General features: G+C 60.3%; 17 protein-coding genes and 1 pseudogene. 12 read left to right on the forward strand and 6 right to left on the reverse strand.

Going from position 1 to position 17,515, the window contains the following annotated elements; genetic code table 11:
- Positions 1-64 precede the first annotated feature (64 nt).
- Positions 65-1,507: a cell envelope biogenesis protein OmpA gene (locus G6L01_RS10950; protein WP_174089241.1), complete on the forward strand. Its 1,443-nt coding sequence runs from the start codon at positions 65-67 to the stop codon at positions 1,505-1,507.
- 43 nt (positions 1,508-1,550) lie between these two features.
- Here the strand turns inward: G6L01_RS10950 and G6L01_RS10955 are convergent, their stop codons facing one another.
- Both G6L01_RS10955 and G6L01_RS10960 read right to left on the reverse strand, forming a co-directional pair.
- On the reverse strand, positions 1,551-2,510 hold the full coding sequence (locus tag G6L01_RS10955) for a flagellin N-terminal helical domain-containing protein (RefSeq protein WP_070164175.1): 960 nt from the start codon (positions 2,508-2,510) through the stop codon (positions 1,551-1,553).
- Positions 2,511-2,693: 183 nt separating this feature from the next.
- Positions 2,694-2,972 (reverse strand): hypothetical protein, encoded by a 279-nt coding sequence (locus G6L01_RS10960; protein ID WP_070164174.1) that lies wholly within the window; start codon positions 2,970-2,972, stop codon positions 2,694-2,696.
- Between the two features lie 202 nt (positions 2,973-3,174).
- Between G6L01_RS10960 and hemF the strand changes: the two genes are divergently transcribed.
- The 3 genes and pseudogenes from hemF to G6L01_RS10975 form a co-directional block, all read left to right on the forward strand.
- On the forward strand, positions 3,175-4,089 hold the full coding sequence (gene hemF, locus G6L01_RS10965) for an oxygen-dependent coproporphyrinogen oxidase (RefSeq protein WP_060719866.1): 915 nt from the start codon (positions 3,175-3,177) through the stop codon (positions 4,087-4,089).
- Positions 4,090-4,285: 196 nt separating this feature from the next.
- A complete protein-coding gene (locus G6L01_RS10970; RefSeq protein ID WP_081343995.1) occupies positions 4,286-4,573 on the forward strand; it encodes a hypothetical protein in 288 nt (95 codons plus the stop codon).
- A gap of 192 nt (positions 4,574-4,765) precedes the next feature.
- A pseudogene (locus tag G6L01_RS10975) lies at positions 4,766-4,933 on the forward strand (DUF1059 domain-containing protein); the annotation flags it as partial.
- Between the two features lie 75 nt (positions 4,934-5,008).
- Here G6L01_RS10975 and G6L01_RS10980 read toward each other — a convergent pair.
- From G6L01_RS10980 to G6L01_RS10990, 3 genes are read right to left on the reverse strand one after another with little or no spacing between them, the layout of a single operon-like run.
- The gene (locus G6L01_RS10980) at positions 5,009-6,271 is read right to left on the reverse strand and encodes a CCA tRNA nucleotidyltransferase (protein WP_070164173.1); all 1,263 of its coding nucleotides are present in this window, start codon (positions 6,269-6,271) and stop codon (positions 5,009-5,011) included.
- On the reverse strand, positions 6,268-6,924 hold the full coding sequence (locus tag G6L01_RS10985) for a CoA pyrophosphatase (RefSeq protein WP_070164172.1): 657 nt from the start codon (positions 6,922-6,924) through the stop codon (positions 6,268-6,270). Before G6L01_RS10985 ends, G6L01_RS10980 begins: the two co-directional genes overlap by 4 nt.
- Positions 6,921-7,544 carry a DUF1285 domain-containing protein gene (locus G6L01_RS10990; RefSeq protein ID WP_070164171.1) on the reverse strand — a complete coding sequence of 208 codons (624 nt, stop codon included), beginning with the start codon at positions 7,542-7,544 and terminating at the stop codon, positions 6,921-6,923. The genes G6L01_RS10985 and G6L01_RS10990 overlap by 4 nt, the downstream gene beginning before the upstream one ends.
- Before the next feature lie 200 nt (positions 7,545-7,744).
- On the opposite strand from G6L01_RS10990, the gene G6L01_RS10995 reads away from it, so the two are divergent.
- The 8 genes from G6L01_RS10995 to G6L01_RS11030 are packed head-to-tail and all read left to right on the forward strand — an operon-like array spanning position 7,745 to position 16,862.
- Positions 7,745-8,773, forward strand: coding sequence for an AAA family ATPase (locus tag G6L01_RS10995; RefSeq protein WP_070164170.1), 1,029 nt, complete (start codon positions 7,745-7,747; stop codon positions 8,771-8,773).
- Positions 8,774-8,812: 39 nt separating this feature from the next.
- Positions 8,813-9,751 carry a DUF58 domain-containing protein gene (locus G6L01_RS11000; protein ID WP_070164169.1) on the forward strand — a complete coding sequence of 313 codons (939 nt, stop codon included), beginning with the start codon at positions 8,813-8,815 and terminating at the stop codon, positions 9,749-9,751.
- Positions 9,751-12,579, forward strand: coding sequence for a DUF4159 domain-containing protein (locus G6L01_RS11005; protein WP_070164168.1), 2,829 nt, complete (start codon positions 9,751-9,753; stop codon positions 12,577-12,579). Before G6L01_RS11000 ends, G6L01_RS11005 begins: the two co-directional genes overlap by 1 nt.
- A gap of 1 nt (position 12,580) precedes the next feature.
- Positions 12,581-14,650: a hypothetical protein gene (locus tag G6L01_RS11010; RefSeq protein ID WP_071207119.1), complete on the forward strand. Its 2,070-nt coding sequence runs from the start codon at positions 12,581-12,583 to the stop codon at positions 14,648-14,650.
- A gap of 11 nt (positions 14,651-14,661) precedes the next feature.
- Positions 14,662-15,075, forward strand: coding sequence for a GNAT family N-acetyltransferase (locus G6L01_RS11015; RefSeq protein WP_174089242.1), 414 nt, complete (start codon positions 14,662-14,664; stop codon positions 15,073-15,075).
- Positions 15,076-15,106: 31 nt separating this feature from the next.
- Positions 15,107-15,523, forward strand: a complete 417-nt coding sequence (locus tag G6L01_RS11020) for a GNAT family N-acetyltransferase (RefSeq protein WP_070164200.1) — start codon at positions 15,107-15,109, stop codon at positions 15,521-15,523.
- A gap of 41 nt (positions 15,524-15,564) precedes the next feature.
- Positions 15,565-16,416 carry an MBL fold metallo-hydrolase gene (locus G6L01_RS11025; RefSeq protein ID WP_070164165.1) on the forward strand — a complete coding sequence of 284 codons (852 nt, stop codon included), beginning with the start codon at positions 15,565-15,567 and terminating at the stop codon, positions 16,414-16,416.
- A gap of 35 nt (positions 16,417-16,451) precedes the next feature.
- On the forward strand, positions 16,452-16,862 hold the full coding sequence (locus tag G6L01_RS11030) for a hypothetical protein (RefSeq protein ID WP_139190225.1): 411 nt from the start codon (positions 16,452-16,454) through the stop codon (positions 16,860-16,862).
- A 25-nt stretch (positions 16,863-16,887) separates the two neighbouring features.
- Here the strand turns inward: G6L01_RS11030 and G6L01_RS11035 are convergent, their stop codons facing one another.
- Positions 16,888-17,460: a GNAT family N-acetyltransferase gene (locus G6L01_RS11035; protein WP_070164163.1), complete on the reverse strand. Its 573-nt coding sequence runs from the start codon at positions 17,458-17,460 to the stop codon at positions 16,888-16,890.
- Positions 17,461-17,515 lie beyond the last annotated feature (55 nt).

The raw sequence follows: 17,515 nt of genomic DNA on the forward strand, positions 1-17,515 counted from the left end.
ACAGTTGCTAATCGAATTGCGCGCCCATAAGTTGCAACGCAACAAACCACATGGGAGAAGACCAATGTTCGAGACGGCGTTCACCTTTGGCTTGACCCAATTTGCCCGGTCGCTATCGCTGCCGGAAAGGCTGCAAAGGCGGCCCTTGCGCAATGCCGCGCTGGAGCCCTGGCGTTTGCGCAACAGCAGCCTCGACGCGCTCTATTACGACATCCGGGCGCTGACCTCGGACGAGGCCTTCTATATCAGCGACGCATTGGCCGCCGAAGGGCTGATCATGATCGTGCCGCCCACCGGCCAGGGCATGTTGACGCTATGCGAAACGGTGGATGAATATCTGCTGCGCGGTGGCCGCGAGGTCCTGGCCATGGCGGTGGCGGGCATTGGTGGCTCGGCTGCCGGGGCCGCCGCCTTTGCCCGCAATATCGCCGACGCCATCGAGGCACCGGTCTGCGCTGTGGTGTCCGGCTATGGACTTGGCGATGTCGTTGCAGAGGCCCTGGGCGGCGCTTTCTTCTTTGGCCCGCTGGGCTTTCTGCGCCGCAATTTCGAGATGATCGACGATCTGGTCGGACGCCCACAATTCGGTGCCTACCAGCGCCGCCCGAAACCATCGCAACCGCCGCGTCGCACCAGTCTCGATGCCGATACGGTCCAGGCGCTGCTGTGCCACCCGGACCTGCGTTTCAATCTCGTCACCGGCCATTCCAAGGGCAATCAAATTGTCGCTGAAGCGCTGAACGCCATTGAAAAAGAAGCACCCGAGCGGCTTACCATCCTGGCAGAACGATTGCAGATTATCACATTTAGCACCCGCGTCGCGCTGCCCGCGCCATTTTCGCCGCCCTTGGCGATCATCGGTGAACTTGACTGGTACGGCGAATTGAATGCCACCGCGCCGGTGACCAATATTGTTCGCGTCGCACGCGCCGGCCATTCGACCAACGTATCCCTGCCGGGTGCACTGAAGATCACCGATCTTTTGGCGCAGGCGCTTTCCGCGTCACCTGCCAGCGCCTCAGACACGGCTAGAACAGACGAACCGGTGGAAAATGCAATTCCGTCGCTTCTGGCTCTGGTCGTTCCACCTGCGGCGACGCAAGCCAGCGAAACGCCCGCCCAAGCCAGTGCCATGAACGACAATGACAGAAACGATGATGAGAGAGTTATCGTTGAGGAGCCAGTTTCATTGGAACCGGAGCCGGAAATATCTGCCGAACCCGTCGACGCGGTGGCTGCCGACAACACGCACGATGTCATCCCGCAGCAGCCTGCCGATGCGCCGCTCTCCGAGCCGGTCACGCACGAAGACAAGGCCGAAACTGCACAGATACTGGCTCCTGACGAACCGGCGCCCGAAGCGTCTGCCCAAACGATTTCCGAGCCTGTCGCTGTTGCCGATACGCCCTCACCCGTTCAGCAAAGCCCCGTTAAGCAAAGCCCCGTTAATCAAGGCTTCGGCCAACCAGGCAATACCCGCAAGCGCAACAGATCACGCAAGCGGTAAGGCGTGTTTGACGGCGCGACGCCGCCATCACTTGGCACAGCGGTTACATAAACAGCTGTGCCAGGCTCTTCTGCTGGCTGTTGGCAATGCTGAGGCTGGCCGTTTGCAACTGGGATTGGACGCTCTGTGCGGAAAGCTTGGTGGCTTCCTCTTCCATATCGGCATCGGTCAAGCGGCCAATGCTGATCGTGGCGGTATCCTGCAGATCCTTCATCAAATCGGAACTGTTGGAAATCCGATTCTGGGTTGCGCCCACAGCGGCGCTGGCATCGGTCATGCTAGAAAGGATGGATTGGGTGGCGCCGATCATCGCATCGATCTGCGCATTCGACGTATCATCCGAAATGGCGATTTCCGCAGCCGTCGGCGCGGCTGGTGTCTGTGAACCGACATTCATCAGATAATATTCACTGGCGCTGCCATCGGAGCCAATGGTCAGGGTCGAGCGCGTCAAAATGCCGTCGCTCGCATCGTTTTTGCTGGTCAGCACGCTTTGCGCCGTGTCGAAATTGGTGACATTGACCGCCAGATTGCCACTGCCGTCGGTGCCGACCGAGGACACCATCGACGTCACTTTCGGTGACTGGTTGCTATCGAGCGCCAGCCAGTTCTGGCCGTTGAAGCTGGAGGACTGCGTCACGGTCGAAAGCTGGTCCTTGAGTTGGCTGATCTCGTCATTGATCGCACCCTTGTTGGCACCAGCCGCCTTGGAGGCTATCAGCTTGGCCTGGATGTCGGAAACAAGCCCCGTTGCCTGCTCCAGCCCAAGGGCTGCGGTGTCGGAGACGGCAGCCGACAGCGCCGTGGCGTCCTCGGCGCTCGACAGCGACAGGCTGTCGGATTTCATCGTCGTGGCAATCGACCAATAGGCGGCGTTATCAGAGGCGTCATCGACCTTTTTGCCCGTTGCAACCTTGGTCTGGGTCGCTTCAAGCGCCTTCGAAGACCCGCTCAGAAGAGACAGGGCCGATGCAGACGTGGAATTGATCGATACGGAATCCATGCTGCCCCCTTCAACGTGGGCTTTAAAGCGCGTGAATGGCGCTTTGAAGAAAAATACCCCACAATGTAAGGGATTTATAATCTACGAGATATTTCCATCGCCTTTCAGCAAAGGCTGCAATTTTAACGATTAAGAAATATTCAACGCCAAGCTGCTGAGAAGGACGCCGGATCAGGCCAAGCCTCAATCCGCAGACGACAGGCGCCGCATGGTAAACTCGATGGCATCGCCCTCCAATTGCCGCCAGCTTTCCACTTCGGTCCAGTAGGCGGCCTTGGGAAAGGCATCGAACCATTCGCGCGCCTTGGCGCGGGCCTCTTCCCGGTTGAGGCGAAAGGTTTCCCGAATGAAGGGCGAAGTATCCCGTATCCCCTGGCCCCGGTCTGTTGTTTGTCGATCACGGTGGCGGGCAATCTGCCGTTTCAGGCCGTCGAGCGGCGGAAGAGGACGTTTTGCTGTCATGGTGACAATCCTTTCGAGACCCGGCCTTTCGAGACCCGGCCTTTCTAGACCCGGCCTTTCGAGACCCGATGATAAGCCATGCGCGATGGTTTTTCCAGTATCAGGAGGTTTGGCGGCGATGGCACAACCGAGCTGGATCTGATAGTCACCGTGCTTCGATCAACGCGCCGGGATCTGATGAAAGCGGCGACAGGGAGAGCATATGCAACGGCCCATTCTGCCCAAAGGCCTGCCTGAGGATATCGAGGCGAAAAAAGCCACCGCCCGCGCCTGGTTCGAAAGCCTTCGTGACCAGATCTGCCGGTCCTTCGAGGCGCTGGAAGACGAATTGACCGGTCCCTTGAGCGAGCGCGAACCTGGACGCTTTGTCCCAAAGGACTGGCAGCGTGAGGAAGGTTTAGGCGGCGGCGGACGCATGTCTATGATGAATGGCCGGGTGTTTGAGAAGGTCGGCGTTCATACCTCCACAGTGCATGGCGAATTCTCGCCGGAATTTCGCAAGCAGATGCCGGGTGCCGAGGAAGATCCAAGATTCTGGGCCTCGGGCATTTCGCTGATCGCCCATCCCTGCAATCCGCATGTCCCGGCGGTGCATATGAACACCCGCATGGTGGTCACCACCAGCCAGTGGTTCGGTGGCGGGGCAGACCTGACCCCGGTTCTGGATCGCCGCCGTACCCAGGAGGATGCCGACACGGTGGCCTTTCATGCCGCGCTCGAATCCGCCTGTTCGGCCCATCCTGACATTGCCGATTATCCGCATTACAAAGCCTGGTGCGAGGAATATTTCTTTCTGCCGCACCGCCAGGAACCGCGTGGCATCGGCGGAATTTTCTTCGACTGGCTGCATGCTGGGGAAAAATTCGATCTCTGGGCTGCCAATTTCGCCTTCGTGCAGGATGTCGGCCGCAAGTTTGCCTCCGTCTACCCGGATCTGGTTCGTCGCAACTTCAACACGCCATGGACAGATGAAGATCGGGAAGAGCAGTTGGTGCGCCGGGGCCGCTACGTGGAGTTCAATCTGCTCTATGACCGGGGCACGATCTTTGGTCTGAAGACGGGCGGCAATGTCGAATCGATTTTGTCGTCACTCCCGCCCCTCGTCCGCTGGCCTTGAGGCGGAAATCTGCTTCAGAATGGGTCTGATCGCAGCAGAAACCCCATAATTATAGGGGCTTTCGCTGCGATGACGTTCAATTCATATTTTCTTGATTAACAAAAACTGCATTACAGGCCCATTAATCGAAAATTAACATTGGCATGTCGCGTTCCCGTGCTATCCTTCCGCCTATGGAATGAGGAGGAGGATTGCAATGGCTACGCACAGCATGACTATTCCCACGGACATGACGAGTTCCGCAGATCGGGTAAGTCGTGATCGACTGATCGACACAGCGGAACTGATTGATCGCATGGCGCATGACCTGAAAGCGTCCAGCGATGCCAATCTGCCGCATTGCTACTTTGTCGAACAGGCAAAATTGCGGCTTGCCGGCCTGCATGGCCGCGAACATCGCACCAACGACGCCCATAAGATGGTCAGCAAAAACACGGTCAACGGCTCAAGTTCAGTGTTTTACGCCTGGGCCATGCCGGAATAAATAGTCTGGCGAAACAATAGTTTATGAAGGGTCGGAAATGTCACTTCATAACAATTGGAAGAGAGCGACAAGCCGCCAGGTGAAGCGTTTAGCAAGCTCCATGCGAAAATTCTTGAATACAGGAAGCACTGACCTTTGAGGGGTCGTTGCCAACGACACCTCACCGCAGCAATGCTTCGGGAGGAAAGAACCATGAAACAATTCGAATGTGGAAGTCTCGTACCCGGTTGCGAATGGCATACGCGCGCCAATGAAGAAGCCGAGGTGGTGCATCGCGCGGTCGAGCATATGCGGATGGTGCATGGAGAAAGCGTGATCCGCGAACATATGGTGCAGAATGTCCGTGCGCGCATTACCGATGCAGGCGATGGTGACACCGCAGATAACAAACACAGTGCCACCCACAAGCAAAGTGATCAGGCTGCCTGATTGCAATCAACCCGATGGCGTGACCGCCTCTTTAAGCCGGGAGAGAAGCTTTTCCCGGCTGAAGGTAAAATTCGCCTGAACCCAGCTGTCTTCCAGCGTCGTCAGCACCCGGCCAATCTCCGGTCCCGGCGCAAGACCGGCGGCAATGGCGTCACTGCCTGTCACAGGAAAGACGGGCTTTTCGAAAGCCTGCGCCCGTTGCAGCAAGCGAAACCAGCGAGCTGATGCTGCCATGCTGGCCGTATCGCCCTCCGCCTTCGCACGGGCTGCTGCCAAAGACAGTTTCAACTGCGCGACAATGCCCGGCTTGTCTTGCCGATAGAGCAAGCGGTCGAGGGCGAGGTCGGCCATGTCGTCCTTGATCTTCGGCGCGGTGGCAAAGCGCTGCAAAAACTCCGCCTCGGCCCGCGAAAGTTTCAGCCGCTCGGCCAGTCCCTTCATCCGCTCAGGGTTATCAGGCACCATTGCCGCCAGCCGCAAGAGGGGCTCAGGCTGCCAGTTCAGGGCGGTTTGCGTGGCGATCAGGCCTGGAATGGCATCAATCCCCCATTTTTCCGTTTCCGGCAGGATCGCCGTCAACACGCCGGATTGGCGCATCCACAACAGCGCCCGGCCCGGGTCTTGTGCCGAGAGTAGCTTTTTTGTCTCCGACCAGACTCGCTCGGCAGACAGCCGGTGCAATTCGTCACGCGCCGCCGCACAGGCCCGCAGGCCATCGGCATCCGGGCGTCCGCGTCCATACCAGGCAAAAAACCGGAAGAAGCGCAGCACCCGCAGATAATCCTCGGCAATCCGCAGGCGGGCATCGCCAATGAACCGCAGCGTGCCGGTTTGAAGATCCGCCAGCCCGCCGACCGGATCGATCACCTCGCCGGACGCCGTGGCATAGAGCGCATTGATGGTGAAATCCCTTCGCTCGGCATCCACCTGCCAGTCGGTGCCGAACGCGACCTCGGCATGGCGGCCATCGGTTTCCATGTCGCGACGCAGCGTCGTCACTTCAAACGGCTTGCCGCCGATCACCAGCGTCACTGTGCCATGCTCAATGCCTGTTGGCACTGCCTTGATGGCTGCCGCCTCGGCCCGAGCCGTCACTTCGGAGGGAACAAGCGTGGTGGCGAGATCGATATCGCCAACCGGTTCACCCAGCAGGCTATTGCGCACCGCGCCGCCCACCACTCGCACCTCGCCGCCATCGGCGTTCAACAGGGCAAAGACCTTGGCCAGCGCCGCATCCTGAAACCAGGGCCGATCCGCAACCGTCGTCATGCATAAAGCCTTTCATAAAGCGTGCGCAGAATGCCTGCGGTAATGCCCCAGATCTGGCGTTCGCCATAGGGCATCACATAAAAATGCCTGGTCGTTCCATTAAAGACTTTGCTGTCGCGGCGGTGATTGTCCGGGTTCATCAGGAAGGATAGCGGCACTTCGAACACATCGGCCACTTCATCCGGGTTGATGGTCAGTTGAAATCCCGGCTGCACCACCGCCAGCACCGGCGTGATGCGAAAGCCGGTGCCTGCAAGATAATGCGGCAGCCGTCCGACGGTTTCGACAAAGCGCGGATCAAGGCCGATTTCCTCTTCCGCCTCGCGCAGCGCCGCCGCTTCCGGGCTTGCATCGGCATCATCGATACCGCCGCCGGGAAAGGCGATCTGGCCGGAATGCTTGCGCAGCGTTGTGGTGCGCTGGGTCAGGATGATCCGCGTATCATTGCCGTCATCCACCACCGGCACCAGCACGGCGGCATCCTTTAGCCGCAGGCCTTCCAGCTTCAGCAATATCTCGGCATTCAACACATGATCGCCATGGTCGCGCCAAGCGGTTTCCAGTGGCGCACCGCTTTGGCTCTGCGCCCGGCTGCGAAATTCATCGGCGGTGAAGCTTGGCAGGACAAGATCGTTGCGGTCGGTTTCCGTCATGATGCCAATCCATTCAGCTCAGCGGCAGGCATCACGGCAAATGTCTCGCCGCCAGAGCGGATCGCAAACATTGCCTGTCCGTCGATATCCACTACCTCACCCAGCGCCATCAGCTCATAGGTCACGGCACGCGATACCAACGCCTCCAGCCGTCCGCGCACGGCAAGATAGGGTTTCAATTGCTGGTGTTCGCCCTCGATCACAAACCGCAATGGATGCCCAGGCCCAGCCTCGACCAGATCGCCGACATTGGTGCGAAAGGTCAACACAGCTTCGCCATCCCTTGCACTAACCGTCATTTCCACGGCGACGAAATGGGCGTCTGCGACCTTGATTCCTAGTTTTTCCAAAGGCGTGACCAGATAGGTCCGCCCATCCTCGTCCTTGCGCAGCACGGTTGAAAACAACCGCACCAAGGGCGCGCGGCCAATCGGCGTGCCGAGATAGAACCAGCTGCCATCGGCCAGGATTTCCATGTCGATATCGCCGCAAAATGCCGGGTTCCAGCGCTCGACCGGTGGAAGACCGGGCTTGCCCCCTGCCGTCTGGTCGGCCGCACGGGCAATCATTGCAGCCAATCCAGCCGCATCGCCCGCCTCATTGTTTTTATCGCCTGCCATGTTTGCGTCCCGGTTTTAACCTTATTAGATATCGAAGTGAGACATGGGACACGAGATAGTCATTTGAAACCCGCTTGTCAGCCGCCTCACGGGGAATAAGTTAGATAAACTGTGCCGATACACGTAATGATCGATTCTTCTGGCAATCGGCACAGGCCTGCCTTACCTACCAATGACGATATGAGCCAACGGAGACCGCCATGGGCATGATCAACACCACGGACACCGCGCTCGATGAAAAAGCCATCGTCGCCCAGGCCGAACAGGCTCTTGCCGACATTGCCAGCGTGCGCGCTGAGGTCTCAAAGGTTATTTTCGGGCAGGAAAAGGTGGTGGAAAACACCCTGCTCGCCATTCTCTCCGGTGGCCATGCGCTGCTGGTCGGCGTGCCGGGCCTGGCCAAGACCAAGCTGGTGACGACGCTCGGCACCGTGCTGGGGCTGGACGCCAACCGCATCCAGTTCACCCCCGACCTGATGCCGTCAGACATTCTCGGCACCGAGGTGATGGACCAGGACGAGCATGGCCGCCGCTCTTTCCGCTTCGTCAAGGGTCCGGTGTTTGCACAATTGCTGATGGCCGACGAAATCAACCGGGCCAGCCCCCGCACCCAATCCGCCCTGCTACAATCCATGCAGGAATACCACATTACCATTGCCGGTCAGCGCTATGACCTGCCCGCCCCTTTCCATGTGCTGGCCACCCAGAACCCACTGGAACAGGAAGGCACCTATCCGCTGCCGGAAGCCCAGCTTGACCGCTTCCTGTTGCAGGTCGATGTCGGCTATCCGGATCTGGCGGCGGAACGGCAGATCCTGCTCGACACAACCGGTGTCAGTGACAGCCATGCCAGTGCCGTGCTGGACGCGCCGCGCCTGCTCGACATTCAGCGGCTGATCCGCCAGATGCCGGTGCCCGACAGTGTGGTCGATGCCATCCTGTCGCTGGTGCGCGCCGCCCGGCCCGGCCAAGGTCATGGGGAAACCGACAAGCATGTCGCCTGGGGCCCCGGTCCGCGCGCCGGACAGGCCTTGATGCTCTGCGCCCGCGCCCGCGCGCTCTACGAAGGCCGTCTTGCCCCATCGATCGATGATGTGCATGCGCTGGCCGAACCGGTGCTTCAGCACCGCATGGCCTTGACCTTTGCGGCCCGCGCCGAAGGCATGGCGGTGCGTGACGTGATTGCGGGCCTCATCAAGCACAACCCAATCAAGCACAGCAAAGCGTGAGGGAGCGGTAGCGTTTTGGCAGGATTTGCACCAGAAGCGATGAGAGGGGCCGTTGACGGACGGATCGTCGAGAAAACCCCGACCGGGGATGTTCTGGCCCGCGCCCGCCAACGCGCTGCCCTCATTCCCGACTGCATGGTGGAAGCCAAGCGCATCGCCAATACGGTGATTTCCGGCTGGCATGGCCGCAGAAAACGCGGCATTGGCGAAAATTTCTGGCAGTTCCGTCCCTATGCGGAGGGCGAAAGCCTGGCCGGAATCGATTGGCGTCGCTCGGCACGCGACGATCATCTCTACATCCGCGACCGCGAATGGGAAGCGGCCCACACGATCTGGCTCTGGGCCGATCTGTCGCCCTCGATGATGTATAAATCCCGCTTCGGCAGTGTTTCCAAGGAAAGCCGGGCGCTGGTGCTGATGCTGGCGCTGGCCGAAGTGCTGGCGCGCTCCGGCGAGCGCATCGGCTGCCCCGGTGTCATGGAGCCGATGTCCGCCCGCAATGCTTCCGAGCGGCTGGCGGCAGCGCTGATCCATGCGCCGGACCTGAGCGGCCTGCCCAATCAGGGCCTTCCCGATACCGCCATGATCCGCAATGCCAGCGATATCGTGCTGATCGGTGATTTTCTCGACGATCCCGATGCGATTATGGCGGGCATTGCACCGCTGGCCCGGCGCGGGTTGCGCGGCCATGTCATCGAGGTTGCCGATCCGGCGGAAGAACTGTTTCCCTATGCGGGCCGCACCGAATTCACCGACCCGGAAACCGGGGAAAAGCTGGTATCGGGCCGCGCCGAAAGCATCAGGGAAGACTATCGCCGCGCCTATTTCCTGCGCCGTGAAGCCTTGAGCGAGGAATTGCGTCGGCTGGGCTGGAGCTTCACCCCGCATCTCACCGACCGACTGGCCTCCGAAGCGCTGGTCAAGGTGCATATGCATCTGTCGGGCGCGCCGCAGCTTTCGCATCGTGGAGGCGCTTAATGGGTGGCCTTCCGCTTGCCTTTGCCAGTCCTGCCCTGCTCGGCGCACTCGTCGTGCTGCCAGCCATCTGGTTCCTGCTGAAACTGACGCCGCCGCGCCCGCAGATGGAGATCTTTCCACCGCTGCGCATTCTGGCTCGTGTATTGAAGCGGGAGGAAACCCCGGCCCGAAGCCCCTGGTGGCTGACGCTGCTGCGCATGGCGATGGCAACCCTGGTCATTCTGGCCTTGGCTGAACCGGTGCTCAACCCGCGCGGCACATCGGTTGCCGGTGGCGGTCCGCTGGTTCTGGTCATCGATAACAGCTGGGCCAGCGTCACCGATTGGGAGCGCCGCGTCGAGACGGCAAACGGCCTGATCGATGAGGCCGAAAGCAGCAATCTACCGATTTCCCTGGTGCTGACCGCCGACCTGACCCAGGATGCCGTCCCCGTCAATGCCGCCACCGCCCGCGAAAAACTAAGCGCCGCACGGCCAAGGCCTTTGACGCCGGACCGCAACCGCGCCCTCACCGCGCTAACGGCAGCGTTGAAAGAAACCAAGCCCGGCACGCTGGCCTTCCTGAGCGATGGACTCGCGGCCAGCGAAAGCGAACAGATCACCAGCCAGTTCTCTGCCCTTGCCCCTGCCGAATTGCGCGTAATCACCGATGACGGCAAGGCGAGTATCGCCCTGACCGGTGCCACCAATGGCGTCGATCAGCTTGTCGCCAAAGTCACCCGTCTGTCGCCCACCGATCCCCAGCAGGTCATCGTCGATGCGCAGGACCAGCAGGGCCGGCCGATTGCGTCAGGCACAGCCAGTTTTGCCGCCGGGCAAAGCGTCGCCACGGCGGAGATTGCCGCACCTTTTGAGTTGCGTAATGATTTTGCCCGGTTGAGCCTTGCCGGTTATGGCACAGCCGGTGCCGTCCAGCTGCTGGATGACGGCTTTCGCCGCCGCAAGGTGGCGCTGCTGGCCGGTGACGCCAATGACGAATTCCAGCCGCTGCTATCGCCGCTCTATTACATTCAGCGGGCGCTGCAACCCTATGCTGATCTGATCAAATCCAGTGACAAGGATCTGGCCAGGGCCATTCCCGAACTGTTGCAGCAGAACCCCTCGGCCCTGATCATGGCCGATATTGGCCGCCTGCCGCCGGATGTGCAGCAACAGCTGCAACGCTGGCTGCAACGCGGCGGCACGCTGATCCGCTTTGCCGGGCCAAGGCTTGCCGCTGCCCCTGCCGATGATCCGCTGGTGCCGGTAACACTGCGCCAGGGCGAACGCCAATTGGGCGGTGCGCTCTCGTGGTCGGAGCCGCAACCGCTGGCCCCCTTCCCGTCCACCAGCCCGTTTGCCGGGCTTGCGCCACCCGATGGCGTGCTGGTCAAGCGACAGGTTCTGGCTGAACCGACCCCTGATCTTGCCAGCCGCACCTGGGCAAGCCTTGCCGATGGCACGCCACTGGTCACCGCCAGGGATAGCGGTGCCGGGCGCATCGTGCTGTTTCATGTCAGCGCCGAGGCCAGCTGGTCCAACCTGCCAATCTCAGGCGATTTCGTGGAAATGCTGCGCCGGGTCGTGCAGCTAGCCCATGCTAGCGGGGCAAATACCGGTAGTAATGCCAGTGCCGCAGCCGCCAGCCTGCCGCCCTACCGGCTGCTGACCGAGCATGGCGGACTGACGGCAGAGGCCAGCAATGCCAAACCGCTGGAGCTGGGGGCGAAGCGTCCACCTGCCGCCACATTCGATAATCCACCCGGCCTGTACGGCTCCGAAGATGGATTTTCCGCCCTCAACCTTCTGCCAGCAGGTGCCGAGCTGAAACCGATAAACCTTGATGGCATGACGGTTCCGGTGGTGCGCGAGCCGCTGGCCGGGGCAAGTGCCACACCGCTGAAGCCGCCGCTGCTGGGTATCGCATTGGTGCTGTTCATTATCGATAGTCTGGTCGTGCTTCTGATGGGCGGCGCCTTTGCCCGGATGCCGAAAGCCCGGATCGCCAAAAGCGCGGGTGCTCTCGTGGTCCTGGCCACGGCATTGGCCCTGCTGCCTGCGGACCGCAGCTTTGCCAATGACACCAAGCCGGGAGACGACATCCTGCTGCAACGGCTGGATACCACCCATCTGGCCTATGTGAAAACCGGGGAGCAGGACGTCGATAGCATTTCGGAGCGGGGCTTAAGCGGGCTCACCGAATTTCTCACCTATCGCACCACGCTGGAGCCGGGCGCGCCGGTCGGGCTGGACATTACCAAGGACGAGCTATCGCTTTACCCGATCATCTTCTGGCCGATTTCGGCCAGCGCCCCGATGCCAAGCGCCGAGGCGATCAGCCGGATCGACGCCTATATGCGCTCCGGCGGCACCGTGCTGTTCGACACCCGCGACCAATTGGGCAGCATGGGTGGGCAAGGAGATGCCGGGACCAGCGCCAATGGTGAGCGCCTGCGCGAGATTCTTGCCAATATTGATATTCCGCCGCTGGAGCCAGTGCCGAAGGACCATGTGATCAACCGGTCCTTCTATCTGCTGCACACCTATCCGGGCCGCTATACGGGCAGTCCGCTGTGGGTCGAGGCCAGGCAGGAGGCGCGCGCCAGCCAGAACGGCCTGACCTCGGGCGGTGACGGCGTGTCGCCGATCATCATCACCGGCAATGATTTTCTCTCCGCCTGGGCTATCGACGCCAATGGCGTGCCCATGCTGCCGACCGTACCGCCGGATGAAAATCAGCGGGAAATCTCTTACCGCGTCGGGGTCAATATCATGATGTATATGCTGACCGGCAATTACAAAGCCGATCAGGTCCATGTTCCGGCCCTGCTGGAAAGGCTGGGTCAATAAGATGAGCCTGTCCTTCTCCCCCTTCCTGCCTCTCTGGGCGCTGGCCGCGCTGGCCTTACTGGCGCTGGCCGTCGCGGCTATCGGCTTTCGCCGTGGCATACGCGGCGCAACGATCCGGCTGGTCGCCTTTGCCGCATTGATCGCTGCGCTTGCCAATCCGCAGCTTCTGTCTGAGAACCGCGACAAGCTCTCGACCGTCGTGCCTGTGATCGTCGACCGCAGCCAGAGCCAGACCGATATCGCCAGCCGCAAGGCGATGACCGATCAGGCTTTGCAGGGCGTCAAGGACAAGCTGGCCCGCTTCCCCGGCATCGAACCCCGCATTGTTGAGGCCTCGACGCCGGAAAACGCCGACACGCCATCGACCCGGCTGTTCGAAGCCTTGTCCTCGGCTATATCCGACGTGCCTCCAGCGCGGGTTGGTGCGGCGATCTTCATCACCGATGGGCAGGTGCATGATGTGCCGTCCAACCTGAAGACGCTCGGCATGGATGCACCGGTCCACACGCTGTTGACCGGCAAGGCCAATGAATTCGACCGGCGGATCGAAGTGGTGCGCGCGCCCCGCTTCGGCATTGTCGGCCAGAACCAGGACATGTCGCTGCGGGTGATCGATGAAGGGGTGAAGGGCCGCCAGCCCGCCACCGTAACCGTGCGGATCAACGGCCAGGATGGCGGTTCGTTTGCCGCCATTCCGGGGGCGGAAACGCCCTATTCATTTGCTGTGCCGCGCGCCGGTAGCAATGTGCTGGAATTTTCCGTTTCCGGCCTGCCCGGCGAAGTGACGGAAACCAATAACAAGACCGTGCATCTGATTGACGGCATCCGCCAGAACCTGCGGGTGCTGCTGGTGTCAGGCGAACCGCATGCTGGCGAGCGCGCCTGGCGCAACCTGCTGAAATCCGATGCCTCCGTGGATCTCGTGCATTTCACCATTCTGCGGCCCCCGGAAAAGCAGGATGGCACGCCGATCAATGAGTTGTCACTGATCGCCTTTCCGACCCGCGAGCTGTTTGTTGAAAAGATCAGTGATTTCGACCTGATCATCTTCGACCGATACCAGCATCGCGGTGTGCTGCCGATCCTCTATTATGATTATATCGCCGAATATGTCCGCAAGGGCGGCGCGCTGCTGATTGCGGCTGGCCCCGAACATGCCGGTCAAGATTCGATCGCCATGACCCCGCTGGCCACGGTTCTGCCAGCAGCCCCGACCGGCAATATGCAGGAGGGCGGGTTTTATCCGCGCCTTTCGGAGATTGGCAAGAAACACCCCGTGACCCGCGATCTCGATGGCGCCAGCACCGAGCCGCCGCATTGGGGCCGCTGGTTCCGCAGTGTCGAAGTCGATCCGCCGCAAGGCGAAACGGTCATGACCGCCAATGACAAGCCGTTGCTGGTGCTGAACCGCGCCGGACAAGGCCGCGTCGCCATGCTGTTGTCCGATCAGGGCTGGCTCTGGGCGCGCGGCTTTGAAGGCGGCGGCCCGCATGTGGCGCTTTACCGCCGCATCGCCCATTGGCTGATGAAGGAACCGGAACTGGAAGAAGAAGCGCTGACGGCGCGCGCCAGTGGCCGGATGCTGACCATTACCCGCCAGACCATCGGCAATGACCCCGGCCCCGCCACCATCACCAGCCCCTCGGGCAAGGTGCAGGACGTGACCTTGGCCCAGACCGAACCGGGCCGCTTCACGGCGGAGCAGCGAATGGCGGAAACCGGTCTGTTCACCATCACCAATGGCGAATTTTCCACCCTCGTCCATATCGGCGCTGTCGATGCGCCGGAATTCAAGGCGATGATCTCCACCCCTGACATTATGAAACCGGTATCAGACGCTACCCACGGCCTGATCCGGCGGCTGGACAACGGGGCCAGCGGTGTCACGGTTCCCGACATCCTGCCCGTCAGCGGCCCGGTCCGCAGCAGCGACGGCGAACGCATGGCGATCCGCATGACCAGCGAAACCCTGCTGAAAGGCGTGGACACCCTGCCCCTGTTTGCCGGTTTCGGCGGCCTTGCCCTGCTGCTGTTTGCGGTTTCGGCCATGTGGTGGCGCGAGGGACGGTGATGGAGGAGTTCGTGCTTAAGGTTCTGGATGACGTGCCGCCTCACTCGAAAGCCCTGATCTCAGGCTGGCTGACGGCTCATAACGACATGATGTTTGGCAGGACTGGCGGGCATAAGAGCTTGTTTATTCCTATCCAAAGCCAAGAGGGCCAGATCGAGGGTGGATTGATCGGAGGCTCCGCCAGAGGCTGGCTGGATATCGATATCCTCTTCATCCCGGAGCCTCTGCGCGGTAGGGGACTTGCTGGAAAGCTGCTGGCATTGGCCGAAGATGAGGCTAAAAAACGTGGCTGCAAAGGCGCTCATATCCAAACCGCCAATCCCATTGCGACAAAGACCTACCAAAAATGCGGCTACGAAATTTTCGGGACAATCGATCATTTCATCGATGATTTTGCGCTGATGATGTTGGTGAAGCGGTGGTGATTGCAGCTCTGTGGTGACACGAGGGATGGTGATGGACGAGTTGGTTCTTGAGATTTTTGATGACGTGCCGGAAGACGCCGTTGAAACCATTGAAACGGCAATCCTCGATTTTAACAGACAGCATCTCAGTCTAAGACGAAAAGTTTTCATCCCACTTAAAGACGAGTATGGAATCGTTGATGGCGGTTTGATCGGATACACAGGTAGAGCCTGGCTTTATACTGAATTGTTGTTTGTCCCCGAATATCGTCGCGGTCAGGGGCTTGCCGGTCAGTTGCTTTTGCTGGCCGAAGACGAAGGCAGAAGGCGAGGATGCAAAGCTTCTATAGTGGATACCATGAATCCAACTGCCCGGCGGCTCTATGAAAAACTGGGGTATGAAACATTTGGCAGTCTGGCAGACCCGGCAGAGAGGTACAGCGTCACCTGGATGAGAAAACAGCTGTAAGCCGCGATATTCGCTTGTCCCCCCCGTCCAAGGAACTCCCCATGTCCCCCTATCACTTCACACTTGGAGCAGCGCAGATCTTCGCCCTTCAGGATGGCGTTCTGACCGCCGATGTCGGCAAGCTTTATCGCCGCAATGGCGAGCCTGTCGCAGAGGGGTTTGCAGATGCCGCGACCTCGCTGTCCGTCAACTGCTTCCTCATCAAAACCCCTGAACGGACTGTGCTGATCGACACTGGTTCCGGCCAGCTCTTCGGGCCGGATCACGGCAAGCTTTCTGCCGGGCTGGCAGCACTCGGCCTCAACCCCGCCGATATCGACGACATCATTCTCACCCATATTCATGCCGATCACACCGGCGGGCTGGTGCGCGATGGTGCGCCGATTTTCCCCAACGCCATTGTCCACGCCGGACGCACGGAAACAGGTTTCTGGCTATCGCCGGGGGCTGCCGATGCGCCTGATGCGACGGAGCGGGTCAAGGGCCAGATCGGTCGGGCGCATCTTTGCCTCGACCCGTATGAGGCCGAAGGAAGTTTGACGATTTTTGACGATAACGGGCCGATCCTTCCCGGCTTCAGCGCTATGCTTCGAGCCGGTCATACGCCCGGCCATCTGGCGGTCCGGTTTGAGAGCGAGGGGACGGCCATGCTGTTCGTCGGCGATATCGTCCATGGCGAGAACGTGCAGTTCCGCGATCCCGCCATCACCATCGATTTCGATTATGATCAGACCAATGCCGCCAAGGCACGGGCGCAGGTTTTCGAACAGGCGGCAAACGAAGGCTACCTGATTGCCGCCGCGCACCTGCCTTTTCCGGGTGTCGGTTCTATCAGGAAAGAGGGCGCGGCCTATCGGTTTGAAACGCTACAGCAGAAATACGAGACGCCATGAAATCGATTAGAATCCATGACGTGATGAAGAATGGCGTGCTGGCCTTTGATCTGCGCGATCTTCTGCGTCTTTTGGCACCTCGATCGCTGCAAGCAGTCTGGCGGGTTTCAACAGTCAAATCCGGTTTGCCTGAGCTTGAGTGGTTTGACGCCACCGGGGACGGCGGCGAAAAACTGGAATTGCTGGCAAACCGGGACGCCGTGATTACAGGCCAGGAGTTGCTAGCCCTTGCCAAACAAACGACACAGGTCATCTGGGGAGAGTTCACCGGGTATTTTCCAAACGCAACCGATGACAACTGGCTGATGATCCGCGCCATAGACAGCAGCTATTATGAAATCACCACAGCCGATGAAGCCGTGTTGAAAAAACTGAAGGACTCGTTCCAGCATATCGGCCCGGCCGACATTCCTTTCGCACCAAATCCAGCAGATCTTATCCGCTAAGCTTGGCAACAGAGACTGAGCTACTTCAACCGTTAGCGACCAACAGCACCGGTTCGTAATCCGCGTCATCGGCCGCGACGTCGGTGCTCCCGGCCTCATCCTTTCGCCAGCCAATCACACCCTTCAGCCGGGCATGCACATCCTCAACCAGTGGCACGACCAGCACCCGACCGGGATCGACCGGACCGGGGAAGGACAGGGCATTGTAAGCGATTTTTTCAAAGCCGAGCGGCATGTAATAGGGAGGATCGCCGATCAGGATCACCGCTTCGGAACCGTTCCGCCGTGCGGCTTCAATGGCGATGCGCACCAGTTCCCGGCCAATGCCCAGGCATTTATGGGAGGGGCGCACGGCAAGCGGGCCAAGCATATGGCCTTTGACTGTTCCCGCCAGCACCGGTGTCATGCGCACCGAGGCAATGGTTTCGCCCTGATCGGCGCAGACGAAGGACAGCGAGCGATCATGCGGACCTTGTTCCCGGATACGGGCAGCGGCTCGTGTGAACCGGCCAGGGCCGAAAGCTTCCGCGTTGATGAGTTCGATAATGGCGTCGTGAGACGCATCCTCGGTGAGGTAGACGAGATCGTGCTTTTGCATGAAGACCGGAACCGTATAGCGAATTGCGCAGGAGTGTTCACACCATCACAGGGAT

The organism is Agrobacterium vitis (genome assembly GCF_013337045.2).
GTDB classification, from domain to species: domain Bacteria; phylum Pseudomonadota; class Alphaproteobacteria; order Rhizobiales; family Rhizobiaceae; genus Allorhizobium; species Allorhizobium vitis_B.